This window comes from Stenotrophomonas sp. BIO128-Bstrain (assembly GCF_030128875.1).
Taxonomy (GTDB): Bacteria; Pseudomonadota; Gammaproteobacteria; order Xanthomonadales; family Xanthomonadaceae; genus Stenotrophomonas; species Stenotrophomonas bentonitica_A.
Genome location: NZ_CP124620.1, coordinates 121,518 through 147,399, shown reverse-complemented (window position 1 = coordinate 147,399; position 25,882 = coordinate 121,518). Strand labels below are relative to the sequence as shown.

Sequence of the window (25,882 nt, the reverse complement as noted above, 5' to 3'; positions counted from 1 at the left end):
TCTACGAAAATTGCGCGTGATGCACCACCGCGAGGAAACAACTGCCGCCGGCCAGGCAACCGCCCATATGCCCGGACGCGGAACCGGTGGCGCCGACCAGTGGTCGGCCCACCCAATGGCATGGCCGCGGGTCAGCCAGCGCCCGCCTCATCCGGCTTCACCCGGAACCACGCCGCATACAGTGCGGGCAGGAATACCAGGGTCAGCACGGTGCCGACGATCAGGCCACCCATGATGGAGATCGCCATCGAACCGTAGAACGCACTGCGCGACAGCGGGATCATCGCCAGCACCGCGGCCAGCGCGGTCAGCACGATCGGTCGGAAGCGGCGCACGGTGGCATCGATGATCGCGTGCCAGCGGTCGTGCCCGGCATCGATGTCCTGCTGGATCTGATCGATCAGGATCACCGAGTTGCGCATGATCATGCCGGCCAGCGCGATCGTACCCAGCAGCGCCACGAAGCCGAACGGCGCGCGGAACAGCAGCAGGAACAGGGTCGCGCCAATGATGCCAAGCGGCGCGGTGACCAGCACCATCGCCGCACGCGAGAAGCTGCGCAGCTGCAGCATCAGCAACGTGGCCACCACGATCAGGAACAGCGGCATGCCGGCCTTGATCGAATCCTGGCCACGCGTGGAATCCTCCACGGTGCCGCCGGTTTCAAGCAGGTAGCCGGACGGCAGCCCGGCACGGATTCCCTCCAGTGTCGGCAGGATCTGCTGCACCACGTCCAGCGGCTGCTTCGCATCGGCGATGTCGGCGCGCACCGTCACCGTCGGCAGGCGGTTGCGGTGCCAGATGATGCCGTCCTCGAACACGTACTCCAGGCGCGCCACCTGCGACAGCGTCACCGAGGTGCCGCTGGCCGTCGGAATGGCCAAACTGCCCAGCATGTCCAGCCGCACGCGTTCGTCGTCCGGGCCACGCAGCAGCATTTCGATCAGGCGGTTGCCTTCGCGGTAGGTGCTCACGCTCATGCCCGACAACGAGGTGCCCAGCAGCTGGCTCACCTGCGCACTGGTCACGCCCAGTGCGCGTGCCCGGTCCTGGTCGATCACCAGCCGTACCACTTTGCTCGGCTCGCTCCAGTCCAGGTTGACGTTCATCACGTGCGGGTTCGCACGTACCTTGGCTTCCACCTGCCGGGCGATGGCCTGCACCTGCTCGATATGCTCGCCGGAGATGCGCATCTGCACCGGGTAGCCGACCGGCGGGCCGTTCTCCAGGCGGGTCACGCGCATCTGCACGTCCGGGAACTGCGGAATCACGTCCTTGAGCAGCCAGTCGCGGGTCGCCTCACGTGCCGTGGTGTTCTCGGTCAGCACCACGAACTGCGAGAAGTTGGTGGCCGGCAGCTGCTGGTCCAACGGCAGGTAGAAGCGCGGCGAGCCGGTGCCCACGTAAGCGACATAATTGCTGATGCCCTCGCGGTCCTTGAGCAGTTTTTCCAGCTTGGCCGCCTGGGCCTGGGTCGCCTGCAGCGAGGCGCCCTCGGCCAGTTCGATGTCCACCATCAGTTCCGGGCGGGTCGAATCCGGGAAGAACTGCTGCGGCACGAAGCGGAAGATCAGCAGCGAGAACACGAACAGCGCGGCGGTGGCGGCGATCACCCACCAGCGATGGCGCAGGCAGACATCGAGGAACCTGCGGAAGCGCACGTAGAACGGACGCTGGTACGGATCGTGGTCGTGCGCATGCACCTTCGGTGCGATCCAGCGCGCGAACGCGGGATGGCGGTCGGCCCACTGCAGGCGACGCGCGTGCCAGCGCCCGGCCAGGCTGTCCGGCCTGGGCGGCTGCGGGTTGAACAGGTCCGGCAACATCTTGTCGCCCAGGTACGGAATGAACAGCACCGCGGCGATCCACGACACCACCAGTGCGATGGTCACCACCTGGAACAGCGAGCGGGTGTATTCGCCCGTGCTGGAGGCTGCCGTGGCGATCGGCAGGAAGCCGGCCGCGGTGATCAGCGTGCCGGTCAGCATCGGGAACGCGGTCGACTCCCAGGCGAAGCTGGCCGCGCGCAGGCGGTCGTACCCCTGCTCCATCTTGGTGGCCATCATCTCCACGGCGATGATCGCATCGTCCACCAGCAGGCCCAGCGCCAGCACCAGCGCGCCCAGGGAAATCTTGTGCAGGCCGATGCCGAAGTAATGCATGACGAAGAACGTCATCGCCAGCACCAGCGGAATGGTCACACCCACCACCAGGCCGGTGCGCAGGCCGAGCGAGAAGAAGCTCACCAGCAGCACGATCACCACCGCTTCGGTCAGCACCTGCACGAACTCGCCGACCGACTCTTCCACCGCATGCGGCTGGTCGGAGACCTTGCGCAGCTGCATGCCGGCGGGCAGTGTCTTCTGCAGCCGTTCGAACTCGGCGTCCAGCGTGCTGCCCAGCTTGAGGATGTCGCCGCCGTCTTTCATCGCCACGGCGATGCCGATCGCGTCTTCCCCCATGAAGCGCATTTTCGGCGAGGCCGGATCGGCAAAACCACGTTTGATCTCGGCGATGTCACCCAGGTGCACGGTGCGGTCGCCAGCCTGGATCGGGAAGCTGCGGATGTCCTCCACGCTCTGGAACTGGCCGGTGACGCGCAGCTGCACGCGATCGGTCGGGGTTTCAAAGAAGCTGGTGGCGGCAATCGCGTTCTGGTCGGCCAAGGCCTGCTGCACCTGCTGCAGCGATACGCCCAGCGTGGCCAGCTTGGTGTTGGACAGCTCGATCCAGACCTTTTCGTCCTGCAGGCCTTCCAGCTCGATCTTGCCCACGTCGGGCACGCGCTGCAGTTCCAGCTGGATGCGGTCGGCGTAGTCGCGCATCACGGCGTAGTCGAAGCCCTGCCCGGTCAACGCGTAGATGTTGCCGAAGGTGTCGCCGAATTCGTCGTTGAAGAACGGACCGACGATCTCGCGCGGCAGGGTCGGCTTGATGTCGCCCACGCGCTTGCGCACCTGGTACCACAGGTCGGGAATCGCCTTGGAGCGCAGGCTGTCGCGCGCCACGAAGATCACCTGCGATTCGCCCGGGCGCGAGTAGGAGCGGATGAACTCGTACTGCCCGGTGTTCAGCAGGGCTTTTTCGATCGGCTCGGTGACCTGGCGGGAGACCTGTTCGGCGGTCGCGCCGGGCCAGTTCGTGCGCACCACCATCACCTTGAAGGTGAACGGGGGATCTTCGGACTGGCCCAGGTGCTTGTACGACCACGCGCCGATGATCGCAAAGGCCAGCATCGCGAACAGCACCAGGGGCCGGTTGCCCAGCGCCCATTCGGAAAGATTGAAGCGGCGCACGGGATCAGTTCCCCTTGCCGGCAGCAGGCGCGTCGGCCGCGACAGGCTTGGCTGCCGGTGCCAGCACCGGGCGGTTCTGGCGGTCCACCGCCGTCACCGGCTGGCCCTCGCGCAGCAGATGGCCGCCGGCGGCGACCACCCAGTCGTTCGCGTTCACCCCGCTCAGCACCGGAACCGATTCGACGGCGTACGCCCCGACCGTCACCGGCGTGGCCTTCAAGGTGCGCTTGGCCGGATCGACCACCCACACGCTGCTGCGGCCGTCGGCGCCGCGCTGTACGGCGGCCAGCGGCAACTGCAGCGTGCCCTGGCGTCCTGCGGCGGCGAACACGCGCGCGCTCTGGCCCAGTTCCACTTCGGTCAACGCTTCCGGTGCCAGGCTGACGCGGGTGGCATAGGTGCGCCCTTGTGCATCGGCGGCCGGGGCGATCTCACGGATCGTGCCCGGCAGCATCTGGCCGGGGCGGTTCCACAGTTCCACCTGCACCGGCTGGCCGACCTGGTAATCGCGGATGTTGCTCTCCGGCAGGGCGATCACGACTTCGCGGCCACCGTCGGCGGCCAGGGTGAACACGGTCTGCCCAGCGCTGACCACCTGCCCGGCTTCGGCCTGGCGACTGGCGATCACGCCATCGGCCGGCGCGCGCAGCTGCGCGTACTCGGCCTGGTTGCGGGCCACGGCCAGATTGGCGCGGGCAGCATTGGCCTGGCCCTGCGCGGCCTTGAAGGCAGCAGTCTGGCTGTCCAGCGCGGACTGGCTGACCAGTTGCTGCTCGGCCAGGGTGGCGTAGCGCTTCTGGTCATCACGGGCACGGATCAGGTCGGCTTCGGCAGCGGCCAGCTGCGCCTGTGAGGCGCTGGCCTGGGAGGCGTAGTCGGCGGCGTCCAGCTCGGCCAGCAACTGGCCCTTGCGCACGCGCTGGCCGGCATCGACATGACGCTTGATCAGATTGCCGCCGACGCGGAAGGAGAGCGGGCTTTCCTCGCGGGCCCGGATCTCACCGGGGTAGGCGGCCACTTCCTGGCCGGCCACGGTGCCCGGGTGGACAACCAGCACCGGCATCGGTGCGGCCGGTTCGGCATCCTGCTTGCCACATGCTGCCAACGCCAGCGCCAGCAACCCACCACCCATCCATCGCATGTTTTTCATGAGGTCCTGGACCTGAAAGTAACCCGGGAAAAGCCATTGGAAACGCTCTGTTCCAATCGCTTCAATATTGAACCAGTCGGTATAGTATAAATATCGAACCGATTGGTCTAGTATTGATTGGATGACTGATCCGACCTCCTCCAAATCGCCCTCCAAGCCGGTCGCCAAGGCCGCCGGGCCGGGGCGCCCGAAGGATCTGGGCAAGCGCGCGGCCATCCTGGAAGCGGCCAAGTCGCTGTTCGTCGACCAAGGCTACAACGGGGTGAGCATGGACAGCATCGCCGCCCAGGCGGGCGTGTCAAAGCTGACCGTTTATAGCCATTTCGGCGACAAAGAGACGCTTTTCACCGAAGCAGTGCAGTCCAAATGCGTCGAGATGCTGCCTGACGAACTGTTCGTCACCGACATTGAAGGCCCGCTGCGCGACCAGCTGATGGGCATCGGCCACGCCTTCTTCACCCTGATCACCTCCGATGCGGCCGTCGCCGTGCAGCGGGTGATGATGTCGCCCGATACCGATGATCGGATCCGCGAGATGTTCTGGCTGGCCGGCCCGCAGCGGACCACCGATGCGCTGGCCGACTTCCTGCGTGCCCGTACGGCCCGCGGCGAGCTGGAGATCACCGATTTCCCGACGGCCGCCATCCAGTTCCTGACCTTGATCAAGGGCGAGCTGCATACGCATATGATGTGCGGGCTGCGGCCGGCCCCGGCCGAGTGCGATGCCAACGCTCATGTGAGCGCCAGCGTCGACTTTTTCCTGCGGGCGTATGCCCGGCGGCACTAAACTGAATGGACCGGAGGTCGCGGTGACTTCCGGCACTGCGACCCCGGCGCGACGGCAGCGATGCTCTCAGCGCGCCGCCGGCTCCCGGCACCGGTAAAATGGCCGGCCCACTGCGCTGGATATAGAACCTCATGACGATCGATTACTCCCACGCCCGCGAACTGATGGTCGAACAGCAGATCCGCCCCTGGGATGTGCTGGAAATCCGCGTGCTCGATGTACTGGCACGCTTGCCGCGGGAGGCGTTCGTCGCTGAATCGCACCGGGCCCTGGCCTATGCCGACATCGAGCTGCCGCTGGGCAACGGCCAGAAGATGATGAAGCCGGTCATCGAAGGCCGCACCCTGCAGGCGCTGGATCTGCAGCCGGGTGATGAAGTGCTGGAAATCGGCACCGGCAGCGGCTACCTGAGCGCCTGCATGGGCGAACTGGCCCGCGAAGTGCTGAGCCTGGAGATCGATGCCGAGCTGGCCACCACCGCGCGTGCGCGTCTGGACGCCGCCGGCCTGGGCAACAACGTCCGCATCGAAACCGCCGACGCGCTGAGCTGGGATACCGAGCGCCGCTTCGATGCGATCTGCGTCACCGGCGCGGTGGATGTCATCCCGTCACGTTTCGCCCAGTGGCTGCGTCCGGGCGGTCGACTGTTCGTGATCCGTGGCCGGTCCCCGGTCATGGAAGCGGTGCTGGTCAAGGCGGACGGCACCACTGAATCGCTGTTCGAAACCGATATCGACTACCTGCGCGGTGCCGCCCCGGCACCCCAGTTCCAACTCTGAGTCCAAGGAAGCCGCAATGATCCGCCGATCCCTCGCCCTTGCGCTGGCCGCCGCCCTGCTGCCGATGACCGCCTCTGCCGCCGACCTGCTGCAGGTCTACGAAATGGCGCGCAACGGCGATCCGCAGCTCTCGGCTGCCGAGTCGACCCGCCTGTATGACAAGGAAGGCGCCGTGCAGGCGCGTGCCGCATTGCTGCCGCAGCTCAATGGCGAGGCCTCGCTCAACCGCAGCCGCACCAACCCGAACCATGATCTGACCTCCAGCTCGTTCACCACCAAGAGCCGGAACTACACGATCAACGGCAGCCAGACGGTCTTCAACTTCACCCAGTTCGCCAACCTGCGTTCGCAGCGCGAACTGAGCCGCGCAGCGGATTTCACCCTGGATTCGGCCAACGACGACCTGATCGTGCGCACCTCGGCGGCGTACTTCAACGTGCTGGTGGGCATTGAATCGCTGTCGGCCGCGCAGACCAACGAAGCCGCTGCCAAGAAGCAGTTCGACTTCGCCGACAAGCGCCTGGAAGTGGGCCTGGCCCCGATCACCGACGTGCACGAAGCCCGCGCCCAGTACGACCAGGCGCGCGCCAACACGATCATCGCGCAGAACACCCTGGCCGACGCCTACCAGGCGCTGACCGAACTGACCGGCCAGCCGGTCACCGACCTGCGCGCCCTGCCGGCCGATTTCCGTCCGGAGCTGCCGGCCAAGTACGCCACCATCGATACGCTGGTGAACGAGGCCGTTGCGCAGAATCCGGCGCTGAAGGCGCAGGAACTGAAGGTCAACGCTGCCGAATCCGGCGTCTCGGCCGCCCGCGGCGCGCACTACCCGACCCTGTCGATCGGTGCCACTGCCGGCAAGTCGGCCAGCTGGGGTGATGTGGTCGGCGACAGCGGCAGCTTCAGCCCGGACCGCCGCACCAACAGCGTCGGCCTGACTCTGAACGTGCCGATCTTCTCCGGCGGCGCCACCCAGTCCGGCGTGCGCCAGGCGCTGGCCCAGCGTGACATCGCCCAGGACGGTTACGAGCAGCAGAAGCGTGCCCTGGACCGCAACACCCGCAACGCCTACCAGACCCTGGTGGCGGGCATCAGCGAAGTGGAAGCGCGTCGCCTGGCGGTCGTGTCGGCACAGAGCGCCTATGACGCCTCGCAGGTCGGCCTGGAAGTCGGTACGCGTACCGTGCTGGACGTGATCCAGAACCAGCGCATCCTGTTCTCCGCGCAGCTGGACTACGCCAACGCCCGCTACACCTTCCTGCAGAACCGCCTGCAGCTGGGCCAGGCCGTCGGCACGCTGGACATCGCCGAACTGCAGGACATCAACCGCCTGCTGACCCAGAAGGCGGCCACGCCGAGCACCACCGTCAACTGATCGACGGCGCACGGCGAGAGAAAAAACCACCCGCCTGCGGGTGGTTTTTTTTTGCGTGCAAGGTGGTGATCGCGACATGCCACAGATGCTGCCCATGTGGCGGCCGCCATCGCGACCGCTTCGTGCGATGCCTACCCGCGCACACTCTCCACCGTGAACCGGTCCCCAGTCCGGCACGTGCCGTGAAAAAGGGCTTGACCCTCCGGCAGCGGCCGACTAAGGTCCGCCCCGCACCACCTTCCCTTTCCCTCCAGAGGCCCCCTCCTTGGACAGTCATAGTCGATCTCGTTGCTGCTCCTGAGCCGACGGACCCACTGACCCCAAGGTCGGTTCCGTCCGCACAGGACGGGGCCCACCGGCGCAGCTGACACGCTCGCCCGCCTCGCATCATCCGTATCGCCGTTCCACCGACCCCAAGAAGGGTGCCGCTGGCGTTTCCGTTTGCCTGGAGATTGCCCATGCACGTTTCCCGTGTGTTCGCCCTGCCCCTCGTGGCCGTGGTGATGCTTCCGCTCGACACCCGCGCCGCCGCCAGCCTGATGGTGGACGACGCCTCCATCACCGATGCCGGTCGCTGCCAGTTGGAAAGCTGGGGCCGCCATACCGATGCCGGCAACGACTGGACGGCCCTACCGGGCTGCACGTTCGCCGATACCGAATGGTCGCTCGGCGTCAGCCATCAACACGCCACCTCGACGACGCAGTGGGCCGTGGGCGCCAAGCGGGTACTGCGTGATCTGGCTCAGCGCCGCTGGGGCGTGGCGATCAGTGCCGGCCTCGGCAGCGACTGGCACCGCCCGCGCGCCGACGATTGGAGCCTCAATGCACCGCTGACGGTGGTGCTCGGCGCGTCGGATCGCACCCTGCTGCACCTCAACCTGGGCTGGGCACGCACGGACGATACACGGGGCCGCACCGATGGCATCGGCGTGGAAGTCGTCGCTGCACCGCAGTGGTCACTGCTGGCCGAAACCGCCCGCGATGCGGCGCGCCAGCGCAGCAGCCAGTTCGGCGTGCGCCACGAACTCTGGCGGGGCGCCAGCGTGGATCTGCTCGCGGGACGTGCCCACCACCGGCGCGACGGGCAGTGGATCACGCTGGGCCTCAATCTCGCCGCCGCGCCGTAATGCCGCGCGTGCCGGCTGACCGCACCGACTGATCCTGCCGGCCACCTGCGCTGCGTACGCGGCGCGCACGCACTCCCTGCCTGCCTCGCCCGGGCGCACGCCGATGCGTCCCACGCCTGTACCTCATCACTGCGCGTTGTCACCCCACGCGCCGCTTTCTGCTGGAGAACCACCATGAACCGCGAAGACCTCCTGTTCTCGATCCGCACCCTCTCGCTCTCCCTCGACGCCGCTGGCTTTGCCAGCATCGCCGCGACCACCCATCCGTCCGATCTGGTCGATGCGCTCGACGCGCTGAGCGTGGACAGGACGCTGCCCTTGCTGATGACGCTCGCGCCACCGGCGCGCGCGGCTCTGTTCGCGCACTTCGCCGAGCTCCGCCAGGATCAACTGCTGGCCGCGATGCCGCGCGAGGCGGTAGTGCAGCTGTTCGAACACATGCCATCGGATGATCGTGCCGATCTGTTCAACCGCCTTGGCGATGACGCCAAGCAGGCACTGCTGCCGGCGCTGACCAAGGTGGAACGCGACGACATCCTCAAGATGGCGTCCTATCCCGAGGGCACGGTCGGTTCGGCGACGACGTCCGACTATGTCTGGGTCTCGCCGGAAATGACGGTCGCGCAGGCGCTTTCACACATCCGCGCCACCGCGCTGCACAGCGAGACGGTGAACATCCTGTTCGTGCTCGACCACACCCTGCGCCTGCGCGGCACCGTGGCGCTGCGCGATCTGGTCCTGGCCAACGAGAACCGCACGGTCGCCTCGGTCATGCATGAGCAGCCGATCGCCGCGAAGGCACATTGGCCGCGACTGCAGGCCGCCGAGCTGATCCGTCGCTACGATCTGCTCGCGCTGCCGGTCACCAACGGCGGAGACCGCATGATCGGCATCGTCACCGTCGACGATGCGATGGACATCGACAAGGAACAGGACGCCTCGCAGCTGGCGCGCTTCGGCGGCACGGTGAGCGCGCACGGCAACGACCTGGACGTTCGCAGCACGCCACTGAAGCAGATGTTCCGAGTGCGGGTGTTCTGGCTGGCGATCCTGACCTGCTTCGGCATCGTCACCAGCACCTTCGTGGCCGCGCAGGAAGAGCTGCTGTCGCAGGTGATCGTGCTGGCCGCCTTCATCGCCCCGATCGTGGACATGGGCGGCAACACCGGCAGCCAGTCGGCCACGCTGGTGATCCGCAGCATGGCACTGGGCGAATTGAAACTGAGCTGGCGCGATGTGGCGTTCGTGATCAAACGCGAACTGCCGGTGGCCGCCGCGCTGGGCATCAGCATCGCCGTGCTGGAAGCGGTCCTGGCCTATTTCAGCAAGGGCGTGGGCATGGACGTGCTGCTGGTGGTGGGCTCGAGCATGCTGGTGTGCACCGCGCTGGGCGGCATCATCGGCGCATTGCTGCCGTTCGCCGCACGCCGCATCGGGGCGGATCCGGCCACGCTGTCGGCCCCGATGATCACCTCGGTGATGGACCTGGTCGGCGTGTTCATCTACTTCGGCTTTGCCTACGCCTTCCTGGGCGACCTGCTGGTCGCCGCTGCCTGACGCACGCGCGGGCCTGGTCGTCGCATCGCGCGATCAGGCCTGCGATCAGGCCACCGGCGGCGGCAACTGCGGGGCGATCAGGGCCACGGTGCGCTTCAGTGCGCCGCGCCCGTTGCTCACCAGCGCGCAGCCCGCCCGGGCCATGTCCTCGCGGGCCTGCGGATCACGCAGCAGGGTCAGCAGTGCATCGCCGACCCCGTTGGCATCCTCGGCAATGACCACCGCACCGGCCTCGCGCATGCGCCGGGAAATCTCGGCGAAGTTGTGCAGGTGCGGGCCGGTGACTGCTGCGGTGCCCATTGCCGCCGGCTCCAGTAGGTTGTGCCCCCCGATGGCCTGCAGGCTGCCACCGACGAAGGCCACCTGGGCGCACCCGTAGAACGACATCAACTCGCCAAGCGTATCGATCACGAACACATCGGTATCGGCCTGCGGCCACTGCTGCTGGCGGCGCGTGGCCACCTTCCAGCCCTGCTCGCGGGCCAGCGCTTCCACCCTTGGGAAGCGCTCGGGATGCCGTGGCGCCCACAACAGCAGCAGGCCCGGCACCGCCTCGCGCAGGCGGCGGTGCAGATCGATGGTGGCCTGCTCTTCGCCCTCGTGCGTACTGGCGGCGATCCAGACCGGATGCTGGGCGGGCACCAGCTCATGGAAGCGCGCGATGAAGTCCTGCACGTTCGGCGTGGCGATATCGAATTTCAGATTGCCCAGCGGCTGCACCTGGTCCGGGCGGGCGCCGAGCTGGATGAAGCGCTCGGCATCGTCGGCCGATTGCGCCGCCACACAGGTCACGGTACGCAGCGCGCGGCCGATCAGCGGCCGCAGCAGGCGGTAGCCGCGCAGCGAGCGCGCCGACAACCGCGCGTTGAGGATGTAGACCGGGATCCTGCGGTCGCGGCACCCGAACAGCAGGTTCGGCCACAGCTCGGTTTCCAGGATCAGCGCCAGGCTCGGCTTGAAGTGGCCGAGGAAGCGACCGACGCTGCCCGGCACGTCGTACGGCAGGTACACGTGGTCGACCGCATCGCCCCACAGCGCGCGGACCCGTTCGGAGCCGGTCGGGGTGATGGTGGTGATCACCCAGCGGATGTCCGGACGCAGCGCACGCAAGGCGTTCACCAGTGGCGCTGCGGCGTTCACCTCACCCACCGAGACCGCGTGCAGCCAGACCCGGGGCTGGCCGCTGGAGTGCGGATAGGAGGCATAGCGCTCATCCCAGCGCTGGAAGTACTCGCGCACCCGGAAGCCCCGCCACACCAGGTGGTACACGGTGATCGGCAACAGCAGGTAGAGCACGGCCGAGTACAGGCCGCGCAGGATCCATTCGACAGGGCTTTTACGCATGGGCAAAGGATACGGGAGCGGCGCGGGGAAGACACGCCGCGCCGCCGTGATGGCCCTGCCGGGACGCATCCGGGCGCATCCATTAGAATCGAGGCATGTCCGATAACGCTTCCACCGCCACCCGGCCGTCCCTGCGCAATCCGCGCCACTGGCCGACCTTCGCTTTCATGCTGGTCGCCTTCGCGATCGCCCGCCTGCCGTGGATGCTGCAGCGTGCGCTTGGCCGCGGTGTCGGCACGGTCGCCTACCGGCTGGCCAGCAGCCGCCGGCGTGCCGCCGAGGTCAACCTGAAGCTGTGCTTCCCCGAGAAGGACGACGCCTGGCGCCAGCGCCTGCTGCGCGACAGCTTCGACGCGCTGGGCGTGGGCATCTTTGAATTCGCCCGGGCCTGGTGGGGCAGCATCGACAGCATCCGCCCGCAGGTGCAGATCGAGGGGCTGGAGCACCTGCACCGCATGCAGGCCGAGGGCCGTGGGGTGCTGCTGGTGTCCGGCCACTTCATGACGCTGGAGATGTGCGGCCGCCTGCTGTGCGACCACGTCGAGCTCTCCGGCATGTACCGCAAGCATCGCAACCCGGTGTACGAGTGGGCGGTGAAGTTCGGCCGCCTGCGCTACGCCAAGGCGATGTACGCCAACGAAGACATCCGCGCCACGGTGCGGCATCTGAAGAAGGGCGGCTTCCTCTGGTACGCGCCGGACCAGGACATGCGCGGCAAGGACACGGTGTTCGTGCCGTTCTTCGGCCACACCGCTTCGACCATCACCGCCACGCACCAGCTGGCCCGGATGACCGGCTGCGCGGTGATCCCGTATTTCCACCGTCGCGAAGGCGGCAAGTACTTCCTGAAGATCGGCGCGCCGCTGGAGAATTTCCCCAGCGAGGATGTCGAGGCCGATACTGCGCGCGTCAACCAGGCCATCGAAGCGATGGTGCGCGAGGCCCCGGACCAGTACCTGTGGATCCACCGCCGCTTCAAGCGCCAGCCCGGCGGCCGCAGCGATTATTACCGGTAGAGCCACCCCATGGGTGGCTGCCCCCTCGGTAGAGCCACCCCATGGGTGGCTGCAGGGTGCCTGACCGCGAACAGCCACCCATGGGGTGGCTCTACGCTTCCATGGGCCACCGCGACCAGGCGTGCGGGTACTCCCCCAACGCACTGGCCAATCCCGCACGTATCGGGTTGGCGAGGATGTACAGCGCCTGCCGGCGCAAGGATGCCTCATTTCTCACGGCGTGGTCGAAGTACCCGTGCTGCCAGAGCTTTCCCTTTCGCTGCAGACGCTCATTCAACAATCGGCTGCTGCGTGATTTGAACAGCAGCATGCAACGAGCCAAGGTGTCTTGCCGCAATTGGATCAACCAATGCACGTGGTCCGGCATTACCACCCAAGCTAACGTGCAACTGACCCCGCAACGATCCATGTAGCGCAGCGTGTCGATGATTACCTCTGCATTGAGGGGATCCTCGAACCACTTGCGCCTGTCGTGCGTGGTGGTGGTGAGCGCGTAGCAATACCCTGGATGCGAGTATCGGCCGCGTTGGAGGCGTTGGCTGGCCATCGCACGAGAGTGCGTTGGCCGGGGCGTGGAGCCCATCGGTGGATGGCGCGCATGTGCGTCGGCATGTCCCCATACCCGGGCCACAAGCAGCCACGCATGGCGTGGCTCTACCCGTCGTCGCGTGCCAACAGACTGCCGGCATACAGCGCGGCCAACAACAGCGTGAGGCCACCCCAGAAGGTGGAATAGAACGCCAGATGCGTGTTGAGCGGGAACACGGTCACCGCCAGCGCCAGCATCGCCGGGCGTGCGCGCTCACGGGCCTGGGCCGGCGCGAAGCGCCACGCGCGCCACGCCTGTGCGACCGCCGCCAGCCACAGCAGCAGGCCGAGGATGCCGGTTTCAGACAGGATCTCGAGCACGATCTGGTGCGCGTGCAGTGCCGGACCCGCGCCCCAGACTTCCTGGGCAGCAGGGTCCGGGTTGCAGGCCGGGTAGGCGTCGCGGAAGCCACGCGCGCCGACGCCGTTGATGGGGTGCGCTTCGATCATGCAGGCAGCTGCCGCCCAGATCTGCGCGCGGCCGGACAGGGCTTGGTTGACGCCATCGCTCTCACCCTCCCAGGCCATGGCGGTACGCGCAACGCGGTCGCCGACCTGGGGCACGGTCACGGTCAGGACGACCGCTGCCACCGCACCGAAGGCGACGCAGGCCAGCAGCCCGCGCACGCCGATCAGGCGCCAGCCGGAGAACACCAGCACCAGCGCATAGGTCAGCCAGGCCGCGCGCGAACCGGCCAGCACCAGCACCACGCCCACCGCAGCCGCTACCAGCGACCAGCCGAGAATGCCGGCGCGGCGGGAGGCAGCGAACAGCAGGAACGGCGAGAGGCTGGCCAGCACCTGGCCGAATTTGAGATTGCAGGGGCCGAGCACCCCGCTGAGCCGGTCCACCAGCGCCATCTCTTCAGGCGAGCACAGGCCGTGACCACTGACGGCCCACTTGAGCTGGTCCATCGACCAGAACAACGGACTGCTGCCGAGGAGGGCCTGCGCCAATGCATCGAGGGTCCACAGACCGGTGATCGCGGCCAGACCGCCCAGGGTCAGCGCGCGCCGCTGCGGGGTGGCCACGGCTATCGCCACCAGCCACATGAAGGGCAGGTAGCGCAGGCCGGCGGCGGTTTTGCGCCACGCGGTGCCAGGGTCGATCGCATCGAAGGCGGACACTGCCTGTGGCAGCCAATAGCCCAGGAACAGGATGCTGGTCAGCGCCCACGCCGGGCTGCTGAGCAGGCGCTGATTGCCCTGCAGCCGCAGCTGCACCATGCGCACTGCCGCATACAGCGCGCCGAGCACCAGCACGCCTTCGGCGATGCCCGGCAACGGCCACAGCGCAACGAACGCGATGACCCACCACGGCGCCCAGCGGCCAGCGCGGGAGGCCGGCGACCCGGGCACGAGGGTCGTCTCAGCCGACGAGGGAGGCATAGAGCTGGAGCGTGTCACGCTGCATCGCCTGCAAGGTAAACGGGATCCGCGACGGCAAGGCCGGCGGCTGCAGCAACAGCTGCTGCGCGCGCGCCAACAGCGCATCGGCGTCGCCCAAGGGTACCGCGCCGGAGGGTTGCAGCTGAGTCAACAACTCGCCCACGCCGCCGTGGTTCCAGCCCAGCACGGGGCGACCCACCGACAGCGCTTCGACCACGGTGCGGCCGAACGCTTCGGCCTTGTCCGAGAGCTGCAGCACCAGATCGCTGGCGGCATAGGCCTGCGCGATGCGCGAGGTCGGCGCGGTCATCAGCACCGCATCGTACACACCCAGGCTGCGTGCCTGAGCGTCCAGTTCGGCGACATAGGATTCGCGGCCCGGCTCGCGCGTGCCCGGCATCCACAGTCTGGCCGGCACGCCGGCAGCATGCAGCCCGGCCAGCAGGGTCAGGGCGTGGCGATGCCCTTTCAGGCGGGTGCCGCGGCCAGGCAGCAACAGCAGCGGCGCATCGCCGGCCAGCGCCGGATGCTGCCCGGCCACCGCCAGACGCGCGCGCCTGTCCTGGCGGCCCACGCGCGGGAACTGCGCGACATCGACACCGCGGGGGATCACCTGCAGCCGCTCGGCCGGGACACTGGGGTAATGCGTCTGCACGAACTCGCGCACGCTGTTGGACACGCAGATCACGCGCTCGCCGCTGGTCATCACCGCGCTGTAGCGGCCCGGGGAATTGAGGCCGTGCACGGTGGTGACCCAATGTGGGCGGGTCGCCGCAGGCAGATTGCGCACCGCGTACAGGCCCAGCCATGCCGGCAGCCGCGAGCGCGCGTGCACGATGTCCGCGCCCACCTCGTTGAAGAGATTGCGCAGGGTCAGCACGTGACGCAGGGTCAACAGCGATTTGCGGCCGATATCCAGGGTCAGGTGTTCGGCGCCACTGGCCAGCAGCGGCTCGACCAGGCGCCCACCGGCGGACACGACGATGGCCCGGTGGCCGGCGGCAACCAGGGCGGAGGCGATCTCAAGGGTGGAGCGTTCGACCCCGCCGGAGTGCAGCGCCGGCAGCAGCTGCACCACGGTCAGTCGGCGCACAGTGTGGTCCGCGGATCAGTCGGCGAGCACGAACACGGCGCCGCAGTACGGGCACGCGGCCTCGCAGTTGGGCTCGTCTTCGATCGGCAGGTACACGCGCGGGTGCGAGTTCCACAGCGCCATTTCCGGCGTCGGGCAGCTCAGCGGCAGGTCGCTGCGGTGCACGGTGTAACGCTTCTCGGCGTTGGCGGGCGCAGTGGCGGTATGGCTCATGGCGTGGACACACAAAGGGGGTTGCGAGACCGTGGATTCTAGCATCTGGTGGCCGCGTCAGGCCGCAGGGGCCCTGCGGATGCCTCGCGCCGCCGCGGGCCCCGGCGACGCATCATCGGTCCTTTTAAATCGATCCAAATTGCTTGTCAACAATTCGATACGAAACGGATTTGCCGGATTTAGATCGAACTAATTGCACTTGTCAGGGCCAGTTGCGGTGATGCAGGATCGACCGGTACCGATCATCGACCCGATCGCCTGCCCGCCCCCACCGGACATGCATCGCCTCTTTACCTGCCGTCCGCCGATGGCTGGGGCGACGCCGTCCGCCGTGGCCATCGATGCGGGTCCTGCCTGCCGCCTGCCCTTCCCGGGAGACCCTTGCATGACCCTGTCCGACCTGCGCCCCGCCCGCCGCGCCCTTCCCCTCGCCCTGGCCCTGGCCTGCGCATCCATCGCGTTGCCGGCGGCCGCGCAGGGCCTGCAGACTTCCTTCGAGCCGGGCCAGCCAGCCCCGGCCGCGGCGGCGGGCGACGGCGCCCTGCAGGTCCGGATCGGCAATGGCCCCGCCGCGCCCTACGCGGCCAAGCCCGGCGTCGGTTACAGCGGCCTGCATGCGCTGCATTACGCCAGCACCGGCGGCCAGGCGCGCCGCCAGCTCTTCAAAACCCATCTGACCATCGACGCCGACACCACGCTGTCCTGGCTCGTGCTGCCCGAGATCGTCGGCAAGGACACCGTGGCCTCGACCTACGTCTCGCTTGACCTGGTCCTGGACGACGGCACGCGCGTTTCGGCCAGTGCCGCGCGCGATCACCATGGCGTGGCGCTGGGCGCGCGTGCGCAGGGCGATTCGAAGACGCTGTACCCGCAGCAGTGGGCGCGCAAAGCCGTGCGCCTGGGCGACACCCCGGCCCTGCGCGGGCGGCGCGTGGTCGCACTGGAGCTGGAGGTCGCCAGCGCCGAGGGCGCCCCGGTCGCCGGTTGGATCGACGACGTCCGCCTGCAGGCGCAGCCGCGCAGCACGCCGCAGCGTCCCTCGGACTGGGTGCTGACCACCCGCGGCACGCAGGCCAACGGCACCTTCTCGCGCGGCAACAATTTCCCGGCCACCGCCGTGCCGCATGGCTTCAACTTCTGGACACCGGTGACCGATGCCGGCTCGCTGACCTGGCTGTACCGCTGGAACGAACAGAACGACGCGGCCAACCGGCCGCGCCTGCAGGCGCTGGCACTGAGCCACCAGCCCAGCCCCTGGATGGGCGACCGCCAGACCTTCCAGGTGATGCCGTCGGCGACCCGTGGCGTGCCAGAGGCCGACCGCAGCAAGCGTGCGCTGAGCTTCTCGCGCGACAACGAACAGGCCCGTCCGTACCGCTACGACGTACGCTTCGACAACGGCATCGCGGCGTCGATCGCGCCAACCGACCACGCCGCGGTGTTCCGCTTCGCATTCCCGGAAGGGGGCGATGCCAACCTGCTGTTCGACAATGTCGATGCCCGCGGCGGGCTGACCCTGGATGCGGCGACGCAGACGCTCTCCGGCTACACCGACACCCGCAGCGGCCTGTCCACCGGCGCCACCCGCATGTACGTGGTGGCCAGCTTCGACCGGCCGTGGCGCAGCAGCGGCACCGTGGAGACCGGCCGCCCGACCGGCTACATCAAGTTCGATGCCGGTGCCGACCGCCGCGTCTCGATGCGCATCGCCACCTCGCTGATCTCGGTCGAGCAGGCGCGCCACAACCTCGCGCTGGAGCTGTCGGCCGCTGACGATGTCGACCGCGTAGCCGCACGCGCGCAGGATGCCTGGGACCAGCGCCTGGCCCGTTTCGACGTGGGCGACGCCACCGACGACCAGAAGACCACGCTGTATTCCAACCTGTACCGCCTTTACCTCTATCCCAACTCCGGGCACGAGAACGCCGGTACTGCGGCGGCACCTGACTGGCGCTATGCCAGCCAGGCCAGTGCCTCGGACGAGAACACCGACGGCAGCGCCACGCGCAGCTTCGCGCCGGTGCGCGACGGCAAGGTCTACGTCAACAACGGCTTCTGGGACACCTTCCGCACCACCTGGCCGGCGTATGCGCTGTTCACCAAGGACGATGCCGGTGCGCTGGTGCAGGGCTTCCTGGAGCAGTACCGCGCCGGCGGCTGGGTCGCCCGCTGGTCCTCGCCCGGCTATGCCGACCTGATGGTGGGCACCAGTTCGGACGTGGCCTTCGCCGATGCGTGGCTGAAGGGGATCGGCGGTTTCGACGCGCAGGAGGCCTATGCCGCCGCGCTGAAGAACGCGACCGTGGTTCCGCCGGACCGCCATGTCGGGCGCAAGGGCATGGACCGTTCCACCTTCCGCGGCTACGCCACTGCCGATGTGCATGAAGGCATGTCGTGGACGATGGAAGGCGCGCTCAACGATTTCGGCGTGGCCAACATGGCCGAGGCCCTGGCCAAACAGGCCGATACCCCGGCCGCCCGCGAACGCTATGCCACTGAAGCCGATTATTTCCGTCACCGCGCTGGCACCTACGCCACGCTGTTCGATCCGGCCGCGGGCTTCTTCCAGGGGCGCAAACCGGATGGCAGCTGGCGGCTGGATGCCAAGGACTACGACCCGCGCGTGTGGGGCCATGACTACACCGAATCCAACGGCTGGACCTTCGCCTTCACCGCCGCGCACGACGGCGAAGGGCTGGCCGCGCTGTACGGTGGCCGCGAGCAGCTGGCGGCCAAGCTGGACACGTTCTTCGCCACCCCGGAAACCGCCGATGCCGCGTTCTCCGGTTCCTACGGCGGCACCATCCATGAAATGACCGAGGCGCGCGATGTGCGCATGGGCATGTACGCGCACAGCAACCAGCCGGCGCACCACATCCCGTGGATGTACCTGTATGCCGGGCAGCCGTGGAAGACCCAGCAGCATGTGCGCGAGATCCTGTCGCGCCTGTACCTGGGCAGTGAGATCGGCCAAGGCTACCCGGGCGATGAGGACAACGGCGAGACCTCGGCGTGGTACCTGTTCGCGTCGCTGGGCATCTATCCGCTGCGCATGGGCGCGCCGGAGTACGTGATCGGTTCGCCGCTGTTCCGCCACGCCCGTGTCGAGCTGCAGGGCGGCGCGGTGCTGACCGTCAACGCGCCGGAGAACTCGGCCACCAACATCTACGTGCAGTCGTTGAAGGTGAACGGCACGCCGTGGACCAGGACCTGGCTGCCGCACGAGCTGCTCGCCAAGGGCGCCACGCTGGACTTCGTCATGGGCCCGGAACCTTCGCGCTGGGGCACCGGCCCGGATGATGCACCGCGCTCGCTCACCGCGCGCGGCCAGCAGCCGGCCCTGCTGCACGACCTGCTTGGCAGCGGCGCCACCGCCCAGCTCGGCGACGGCCGGGCGGCCACGCCGCTGATCGATGACGACGCGGCCACGGCGCTGCCGCTGGGCGGCTCCAGCACGATCACCTTCAGCAACGTCGCCGCGGGTACACCCTCGATGTACACCCTGACCAGCGGCAATGGCCCGATCCGCGGCGGCGAATGGACGCTGGAGGCACGCACCACCGGGGGCCGCTGGGTGCAGGTCGACCAGCGCCGGGGCGAAGCCTTCGCCTGGGCCATGCAGACCCGTCCGTTCCGCATCGCCCAGCCGGGCCGCTATGCCGAGTACCGCCTGCGCATTGCGGCACCCGGCCGCCTGCAGCTGGCCGAAGTCGAACTGCTCGCCCCGGCCACCACCCGATGAGGCCCCGCATGCCGATCTCCCGTTGCCTGTTGGCCGCCCTGCTGGTCGGCGCCGGGCTGGCCGATGCCCACGCGTTCGAGGCCACACAGACCCGCGAGGATGTGACCCTGCACTACCGCGACCCCAGCGATGCGCTGGCCGCGAAGGTGCGCGAGCGCATCATCGAGACGTTTTTCGGCGCCTACCTGCGCGAGCGCGCCGATTTCCATCCTGCCGCGCCGACGCAGGTCGGCATCGTGATCGACCCCGGTTACGACGGCATCGCCTTTGTCGGTGAGAAGGCGCAGGCGGCGACGATCACGATCAACCCGGCGTGGCTGGCCAAGCACCCGGGCGACATCGATCTGGTCACCCATGAAGCCATGCATATCGTGCAGGGCTACCCGGAGTACGCCAATGCGCGCGTGCCGGGCTGGCTGGTGGAAGGCATCGCCGATTACGCCCGCGACCGCTACGGCGAGGACAATGCCGGGGCCGGCTGGGCGTTGCCCACGCAGGTCAAGCCGGAGCAGAACTTCGATACCGGCTACCGGGTGACCGGTGCGTTTCTCGCCTGGAGCGAGGCGCAGCATCCCGGGCTGGTGAAGGCCCTCGATGGCGCCCTGCGCGAGGGGCGCTACACGCCGGCGTTGTGGGAAACGCTCAGTGGCGTGGCGTTGCCGGCGTTGTGGGAACAGTACGTGCGGGCACGCTGATTGCTCCGGGTGCCCGATCGGCGTCTGCGAGGCGCCGGCCAGCGGCCGGCACTACCGGTGCCATCGGTGCCCACGGGGTGTTGGCAGGTACCGACCGTTGATCGGTACGCTTTCGTGGGTCAGCGCGCGCCCACCAACCCGGCGTACAGCGCGAACAACTGCTGGAAATACCGCTTCGTGCGTGGATCGCGCATGACACCGTTCCCGTGGCTGACCGTGGAGGATATGGTCGGGCCCAGGGTGGCGGCGCCCCCACCGGAGCGCCACCACGGCCGGGCCGCGTGGTGCTATTGGGCGCCTGGGAGGTTGCAGGGCGGTGACGTCTGTGCGGCGCGCGTGTGGCAGAGCCACCGGTTTCGCTGCCCGAAACGAGAACGCGCCCCGAAGGGCGCGTTCTGGCAACTGGGGGTCAAAAAGACCGGCGGGTTACGCGCCGTTCTTTTCCGCCTCCAGTTGTTTCCGGATCTGCGCATCCACGGCCGCGATCGCGGTCATGTTGAGCACGCGGCGCGAGGTCGCGCTGGTGGTCAGGATGTGCACCGGCTTGGCCACGCCCATCAGGATCGGGCCGATCGCCACGCCGTCGGTGAACACGCGTACCAGGTTGTAGGCGATGTTGGCCGCTTCCAGGTTGGGGAGCACGAACAGGTTGGCGCGGCCCTTCAGCGTGCTGTTGGGCAGCAGCTTCTGGCGCAGGGCTTCATCCCATGCAGTGTCGCCCTGCATTTCGCCATCCACATTCAGACGCGGGTTGCGCTTGAGCAGCATCTCGCGGACCGCACGCATCTTCAGCGCGTCCCTGGAATCGTGGCTGCCGAAGTTGGAGTGCGACAGCAACGCCACCTTCGGCTCGATGCCGAACAGCTTCATGCGGTACGCCGCCTGCAGCGTGGCTTCGGTGATCTGCTCGGCGGTCGGGTCTTCCTGCACGTGGGTATCCACGAAGAAGAACACGCCCTGCTGGTTGATCACGCCGGTCATCGCCGAGGTGGAGGTCACCTTGGCTTCCAGCGGCAGCACGCTGCGCACGTAGCCCAGCTTCTTGTGGAAGCGGCCGACCACGCCGGTCAGCATCGCGTCGGCTTCGCCACGCGCCACCATCACCGCCGCGATCAGGGTCGGGCGCGAGCGCATCAGGTTCTTGGCCGCGGCCACGGTCACACCGCGGCGGCCGGTGAGGTTGTGGTAGTACTGCCAGTAATCGTTGAAGCGCGGGTCGTCGTTGATGTTGGTGATGTCGAAGTCGACACCGGCCTTCATGCGCAGGCCCAGGCGCTCGATACGCGATTCGATCACGTCCGGGCGGCCGATCAGGATCGGCTGCGCCAGGCCTTCATCGACCACGTTCTGCACCGCGCGCAGCACCACTTCTTCTTCGCCTTCGGCGTACACCACGCGCTGCTTGTCCGAACGTGCACGGTCGTAGACCGGCTTCATCATCAGGCTGGTGCGGTAAACGAACTGGGCCAGCTTCTCGCGGTAGGCGCCCATGTCGGCGACCGGACGCGTGGCCACGCCCGAATCCATCGCGGCCTGGGCCACGGCGGCCGACAGCTCCACCAGCAGGCGACGGTCGAACGGACGCGGAATCAGGTAGTCACGGCCGAAGCTCGGGGTCTCATCGCCATAGGCCGAGCCCAGGTCGCTGGCCTCGCGGCGTGCCATCGCGGCGATCGCGTGCACGCAGGCGATCTTCATTTCCTCGTTGATCGCGGTCGCGCCGACGTCCAGCGCACCACGGAACAGGTACGGGAAGCACAGCACGTTGTTGATCTGGTTCGGGTAGTCCGAACGACCGGTACCGATCAGCGCGTCCGGGCGGACCGAACGGGCCACTTCCGGCATGATTTCCGGGGTCGGGTTGGCCAGGGCGAAGATCACCGGATCCTTGGCCATGGTCTTGACCATGTCCGCGGTCAGGATGCCCGGGGCCGACAGGCCCAGGAAGATGTCCGCCCCATCGACGATCTCGGCCAGCGTGCGCTTGTCGGTATCACGCGCGTAACGCGCCTTCTCCGGGTCCAGATCGCTGCGGCCGGTGTGGATCACGCCGTCGCGGTCGAAGGCGAGGATATTTTCTTTCTTCAGGCCCAGCGAGACCAGCATGTTGACGCAGGAGATGCCCGCCGCGCCCATGCCGGTGGTGGCCAGCTTCACCTCTTCGATCTTCTTGCCGGTGACCAGCATGGCGTTGAGCACGGCCGCACCGACGATGATCGCGGTGCCGTGCTGATCGTCATGGAACACCGGGATGTTCATGCGCTCGCGCAGCTTGCGCTCGACGATGAAGCACTCCGGTGCCTTGATGTCTTCCAGGTTGATGCCACCGAAGGTCGGTTCCAGCGAGGCGATGATGTCGACCAGCTTGTCCGGGTCGTTTTCATCGATCTCGATGTCGAACACATCGATGCCGGCGAACTTCTGGAACAGCACGCCCTTGCCTTCCATGACCGGCTTGCCGGCCAGCGGGCCGATGTTGCCCAGGCCCAGCACGGCGGTGCCATTGGAGATCACGGCGACCAGGTTGCCGCGTGCGGTGAGCTCGCTGGCCTGCTGCGGGTCGGCCATGATCGCCTCGCAGGCGTGTGCCACGCCCGGGGAGTACGCCAACGACAGATCGCGCTGGGTCAACATCGGCTTGGTCGCGGTGACCTTGATCTTGCCGGGCGGCGAGAGCCGGTGATAGTCGAGGGCTGCCTGTTTGAAATCTTCGTTGGACATCGCTTTCTGCAGATGAATGGGCGAGAGGAACAGGGGATCATACCCCCGTTGGCGTGGACGGACCTGTCGCTACGCTGTCGCGGTCATGCTGCAACCGCACATAATCCAGCAGCGCGCACCGGGCCTTCAAAACAAAACATGGCCGTGCCGCCCCGGCAGGAACGGCACGACCATGCACCACACAATCAGCTCATCGGGCTCAATGCGCCGGGGCCGGCAGCGTCGCCGGCAGGTCATCGACCACCAGCGGCGGCAGCTCGGCTTCACGGCCATCGAGCACCATCGCCAGGCGGTCACGATCCAGCGCGTTTTCCCAGCGCGAGACCACCACCGTGGCCACGGCATTGCCGATGAAGTTGGTCAGCGAGCGGCATTCGCTCATGAAGCGGTCCACGCCCAGGATCAGCGCCATGCCGGCCACCGGCACTTCCGGCACCACGGCCAGGGTGGCGGCCAGGGTGATGAAGCCGGCGCCGGTGACGCCGGCGGCGCCCTTGGAGCTGAGCATCGCCACCAGCAGCAGGGCGATCTGGTGGCCCAGGGTCAGCTCGGTGTTGGTGGCCTGGGCGATGAACAGCGCCGCCAGGGTCATGTAGATGTTGGTGCCGTCCAGGTTGAACGAGTAACCGGTCGGGACCACCAGGCCCACCACGGACTTGCTGCAGCCAGCCTTTTCCATCTTCTCCATCAGCGAGGGCAGCGCCGATTCCGAGGACGAGGTGCCCAGCACCAGCAGCAGCTCGGCCTTGAGATAACGGGCCAGCTTGAACACCGAGAACCCGCACAGGCGGCAGACCACGCCCAGGATCACCGCCACGAACAGGAAGGCGGTCAGGTAGAACGAGCCGACCAGCCAGGCCAGGTTGACCAGCGAGCCGACCCCGTACTTGCCGATGGTGAAGGCGATCGCGCCGAACGCGCCGATCGGGGCGGCCTTCATCAGGATGTGGACCAGGCGGAACACCGGCGCGGTCAGCGCCTCCAGGAAGGTCAGCACCGGGCGGCCCTTCTCGCCGGTCAGGGCCAGCGCGATGCCGAACAGCACCGCCACGAACAGCACCTGCAGGATGTTGCCCTCGACGAAGGCACTGACCAGGGTGGCCGGGATGATGTCCATCGCGAAGCCGACCAGGGTCAGCTCATGGGATTTCTGCACATAGCCGTTGACCGCGGTCTGGTCCAGGTCGGCCGGGTTGATGTTCATCCCCGCGCCCGGCTGCACCACGTGCGCCACCACCATGCCGACCACCAGGGCCAGCGTGGAGAAGAACAGGAAGTAGGCCATCGATTTGGCGAACACCCGGCCCACGGTGCGCAGGTGGGTCATGCCGGCAATGCCGGTGACGATGGTCAGGAAGATCACCGGGGCGATGATCATCTTCACCAGCTTGATGAAGGCGTCGCCCAGCGGCTTGAGCGATTCGGCGAAGGCCGGCTCGTAATGGCCGAGGATGGCACCGAGGACGATCGCCACCACCACCTGGAAATACAGTTGGCGGTAGAACGGCAGCGGCTTGGCCGCCAGCGGGGCGGTGGTGGGAACGTGCATGGGAAAGCTCCGGCAGTGTCACGAAGGATGCCGGCCGCGTTGGGCGGCATCTGGCGTGGCCTTTTTACGCCCGCATCTCGCCAACGCAGATAACCTATTGGTACTAGCCCCCCGGTTCAGCTGGCCGGACTGCCTACACTGCCCCGGCACCGCGCCCCCACGGCGGCGGGTGGCCCGGCAGCGGATCAAGGGGGACAGACCCACAGATTTGCCGTCCGCGGCCGTTGTTGTTCTGCCCCACCCTTATTCAAGCAGCTACCGCCCATGCGCCCTACGCCCCTGTTCATCGCCCTGGCCCTGACCACTGCCCCGCTCGCCGCCACCGCGGCCGACTGGGACAACTGGCCGACCAAGACCACTTTCAGTGACGGTACCGAGCTGGCAGCGACTGCCAACATCGCCTATGACCTCAACGACTTCTCCGGCGGCAGCGGCATCGAAGACGCCGACGCCGTGCGCCGCAAGGAATTCGGCGCGACCCTGAAGAAGAAGGGCGTGTACGACGCCATGGTCTATTACGACTTCCAGGCCGACACCTGGCTGGACGTGTTCGTCCGCTTCGAGAGCAAGGCCTTCTTCGCCAGCGACATCGGCCGCTTCCGCTTCGGCTACATGAAGACCCCGGTCGGCCTGGATGCCGGCACCTCCTCGCGCGCCGGCAGCTTCCTGGAAACCGCCCTGCCCGTGCAGGCGTTCTACGAAGGCCGCCGCACCGGTGCCGAATGGGTGCTGGAGCGCCCGCAGTACCTGCTGCAGGCCGGCGCCTACGGCGGCAAGGACCTGCAGGGCGACAACCCCGGCACCACCCAGGCCGTGCGCGGCGTGTGGACCCCGGTCAAGGCCGCAGGCGACGTGGTCCACCTGGGCCTGGCGTATTCGCAGGAAAACCCGCGCGGCTACCGCGATGGCCGTGATGTCTCGCACGCCGCCAGCGCGCGCCTGCGTGCGCGTCCGGAAGCCGGCCTGACCGACATCCGCCTGGTCGACTCCGGTGCCCTGACCACCGCCGACAAGATCGTGCGCACCGGACTGGAAGGCATCTGGATCCGCGGCCCGTTCTCGCTGCAGGGCGAAGCGCTGCAGACCACGGTCAGCCGTGACGGCAAGCCGGATTACACCGGCAGCGGCCAGTACGCGATGGCGAGCTGGATCCTGACCGGCGAATCGCGCCCGTACAGCGCCGGCGCGGTGGCCAACGTCAAGCCGGCCCACGGCTACGGCGCGGTTGAGCTGGTCACCCGCTACAGCCGCATCGATCTGGACGATGCCGACGTGTTCGGCGGCCGCCAGCACGATTGGACCCTCGGCGCCAACTGGTACCTGACCTCGCACTTCAAGTTCCAGGCGAACTACGTCAAGGTCGACGCCAGCCGTCGCGGCGTGCGCAGCCAGCCGGAGATCTTCGAACTGCGCGCGCAGATGCATTTCTGAGCCCGTCCGGCGGACGCGTTGACGCGC

The 25,882-nt window shown here is 67.7% G+C and carries 18 protein-coding genes; 9 read left to right on the top strand and 9 right to left on the bottom strand.

The annotated features are described in order from the left end of the window. Positions 1–131: 131 nt before the first annotated feature. Together POS15_RS00605 and POS15_RS00600 are read right to left on the bottom strand one after the other, a co-directional pair. Entirely contained in the window at positions 132–3,296 is a 3,165-nt protein-coding gene (locus POS15_RS00605; RefSeq protein WP_284128795.1) for an efflux RND transporter permease subunit, read from the bottom strand. A gap of 4 nt (positions 3,297–3,300) precedes the next feature. Beyond that, a complete protein-coding gene (locus POS15_RS00600; protein WP_284128794.1) occupies positions 3,301–4,446 on the bottom strand; it encodes an efflux RND transporter periplasmic adaptor subunit in 1,146 nt (381 codons plus the stop codon). 121 nt (positions 4,447–4,567) lie between these two features. On the opposite strand from POS15_RS00600, the gene POS15_RS00595 reads away from it, so the two are divergent. The 5 genes from POS15_RS00595 to mgtE all read left to right on the top strand — a co-directional run bounded on the left by POS15_RS00595 (position 4,568) and on the right by mgtE (position 10,074). Then, positions 4,568–5,233: a TetR/AcrR family transcriptional regulator gene (locus POS15_RS00595; protein ID WP_019183800.1), complete on the top strand. Its 666-nt coding sequence runs from the start codon at positions 4,568–4,570 to the stop codon at positions 5,231–5,233. A gap of 131 nt (positions 5,234–5,364) precedes the next feature. After that, positions 5,365–6,012, top strand: a complete 648-nt coding sequence (locus POS15_RS00590; protein WP_019183799.1) for a protein-L-isoaspartate O-methyltransferase — start codon at positions 5,365–5,367, stop codon at positions 6,010–6,012. A 16-nt stretch (positions 6,013–6,028) separates the two neighbouring features. Further along, positions 6,029–7,390, top strand: coding sequence for a TolC family outer membrane protein (locus tag POS15_RS00585; RefSeq protein ID WP_019183798.1), 1,362 nt, complete (start codon positions 6,029–6,031; stop codon positions 7,388–7,390). A 458-nt stretch (positions 7,391–7,848) separates the two neighbouring features. After that, positions 7,849–8,517: a hypothetical protein gene (locus POS15_RS00580; RefSeq protein ID WP_284128793.1), complete on the top strand. Its 669-nt coding sequence runs from the start codon at positions 7,849–7,851 to the stop codon at positions 8,515–8,517. A 174-nt stretch (positions 8,518–8,691) separates the two neighbouring features. Beyond that, the gene (mgtE, locus tag POS15_RS00575) at positions 8,692–10,074 is read left to right on the top strand and encodes a magnesium transporter (protein ID WP_046273515.1); all 1,383 of its coding nucleotides are present in this window, start codon (positions 8,692–8,694) and stop codon (positions 10,072–10,074) included. A gap of 45 nt (positions 10,075–10,119) precedes the next feature. Here the strand turns inward: mgtE and waaA are convergent, their stop codons facing one another. Then, a complete protein-coding gene (waaA, locus tag POS15_RS00570; protein ID WP_019183795.1) occupies positions 10,120–11,418 on the bottom strand; it encodes a lipid IV(A) 3-deoxy-D-manno-octulosonic acid transferase in 1,299 nt (432 codons plus the stop codon). Positions 11,419–11,513: 95 nt separating this feature from the next. On the opposite strand from waaA, the gene POS15_RS00565 reads away from it, so the two are divergent. After that, the gene (locus POS15_RS00565; protein ID WP_019183794.1) at positions 11,514–12,434 is read left to right on the top strand and encodes an LpxL/LpxP family Kdo(2)-lipid IV(A) lauroyl/palmitoleoyl acyltransferase; all 921 of its coding nucleotides are present in this window, start codon (positions 11,514–11,516) and stop codon (positions 12,432–12,434) included. 91 nt (positions 12,435–12,525) lie between these two features. On the opposite strand, the gene POS15_RS00560 is transcribed toward POS15_RS00565, so the two are convergent. The 4 genes from POS15_RS00560 to POS15_RS00545 form a co-directional block, all read right to left on the bottom strand. Then, positions 12,526–12,981 carry a transposase gene (locus POS15_RS00560; protein ID WP_019183793.1) on the bottom strand — a complete coding sequence of 152 codons (456 nt, stop codon included), beginning with the start codon at positions 12,979–12,981 and terminating at the stop codon, positions 12,526–12,528. Positions 12,982–13,088: 107 nt separating this feature from the next. Further along, the gene (locus tag POS15_RS00555) at positions 13,089–14,411 is read right to left on the bottom strand and encodes an O-antigen ligase family protein (RefSeq protein WP_046273513.1); all 1,323 of its coding nucleotides are present in this window, start codon (positions 14,409–14,411) and stop codon (positions 13,089–13,091) included. Beyond that, a complete protein-coding gene (locus tag POS15_RS00550; RefSeq protein WP_019183791.1) occupies positions 14,392–15,504 on the bottom strand; it encodes a glycosyltransferase in 1,113 nt (370 codons plus the stop codon). The genes POS15_RS00555 and POS15_RS00550 overlap by 20 nt, the downstream gene beginning before the upstream one ends. A 15-nt stretch (positions 15,505–15,519) precedes the next feature. Then, entirely contained in the window at positions 15,520–15,717 is a 198-nt protein-coding gene (locus tag POS15_RS00545; RefSeq protein ID WP_019183790.1) for a zinc-finger domain-containing protein, read from the bottom strand. Positions 15,718–16,102: 385 nt separating this feature from the next. Here POS15_RS00545 and POS15_RS00540 point away from each other — a divergent pair, with 385 nt between their 5' ends. Then, positions 16,103–19,459, top strand: a complete 3,357-nt coding sequence (locus POS15_RS00540) for a GH92 family glycosyl hydrolase (protein WP_284128792.1) — start codon at positions 16,103–16,105, stop codon at positions 19,457–19,459. Positions 19,460–19,467: 8 nt separating this feature from the next. Further along, positions 19,468–20,154, top strand: coding sequence for a basic secretory protein-like protein (locus POS15_RS00535; protein ID WP_284128791.1), 687 nt, complete (start codon positions 19,468–19,470; stop codon positions 20,152–20,154). Between the two features lie 426 nt (positions 20,155–20,580). On the opposite strand, the gene POS15_RS00530 is transcribed toward POS15_RS00535, so the two are convergent. Continuing rightward, positions 20,581–22,875: an NADP-dependent malic enzyme gene (locus POS15_RS00530; RefSeq protein WP_019183787.1), complete on the bottom strand. Its 2,295-nt coding sequence runs from the start codon at positions 22,873–22,875 to the stop codon at positions 20,581–20,583. A gap of 199 nt (positions 22,876–23,074) precedes the next feature. Next, complete coding sequence (locus POS15_RS00525; RefSeq protein WP_070425883.1) at positions 23,075–24,424, bottom strand: dicarboxylate/amino acid:cation symporter; 1,350 nt, start codon at positions 24,422–24,424, stop codon at positions 23,075–23,077. A gap of 264 nt (positions 24,425–24,688) precedes the next feature. Between POS15_RS00525 and POS15_RS00520 the strand changes: the two genes are divergently transcribed. Continuing rightward, complete coding sequence (locus POS15_RS00520; RefSeq protein WP_046273511.1) at positions 24,689–25,855, top strand: porin; 1,167 nt, start codon at positions 24,689–24,691, stop codon at positions 25,853–25,855. Positions 25,856–25,882 lie beyond the last annotated feature (27 nt).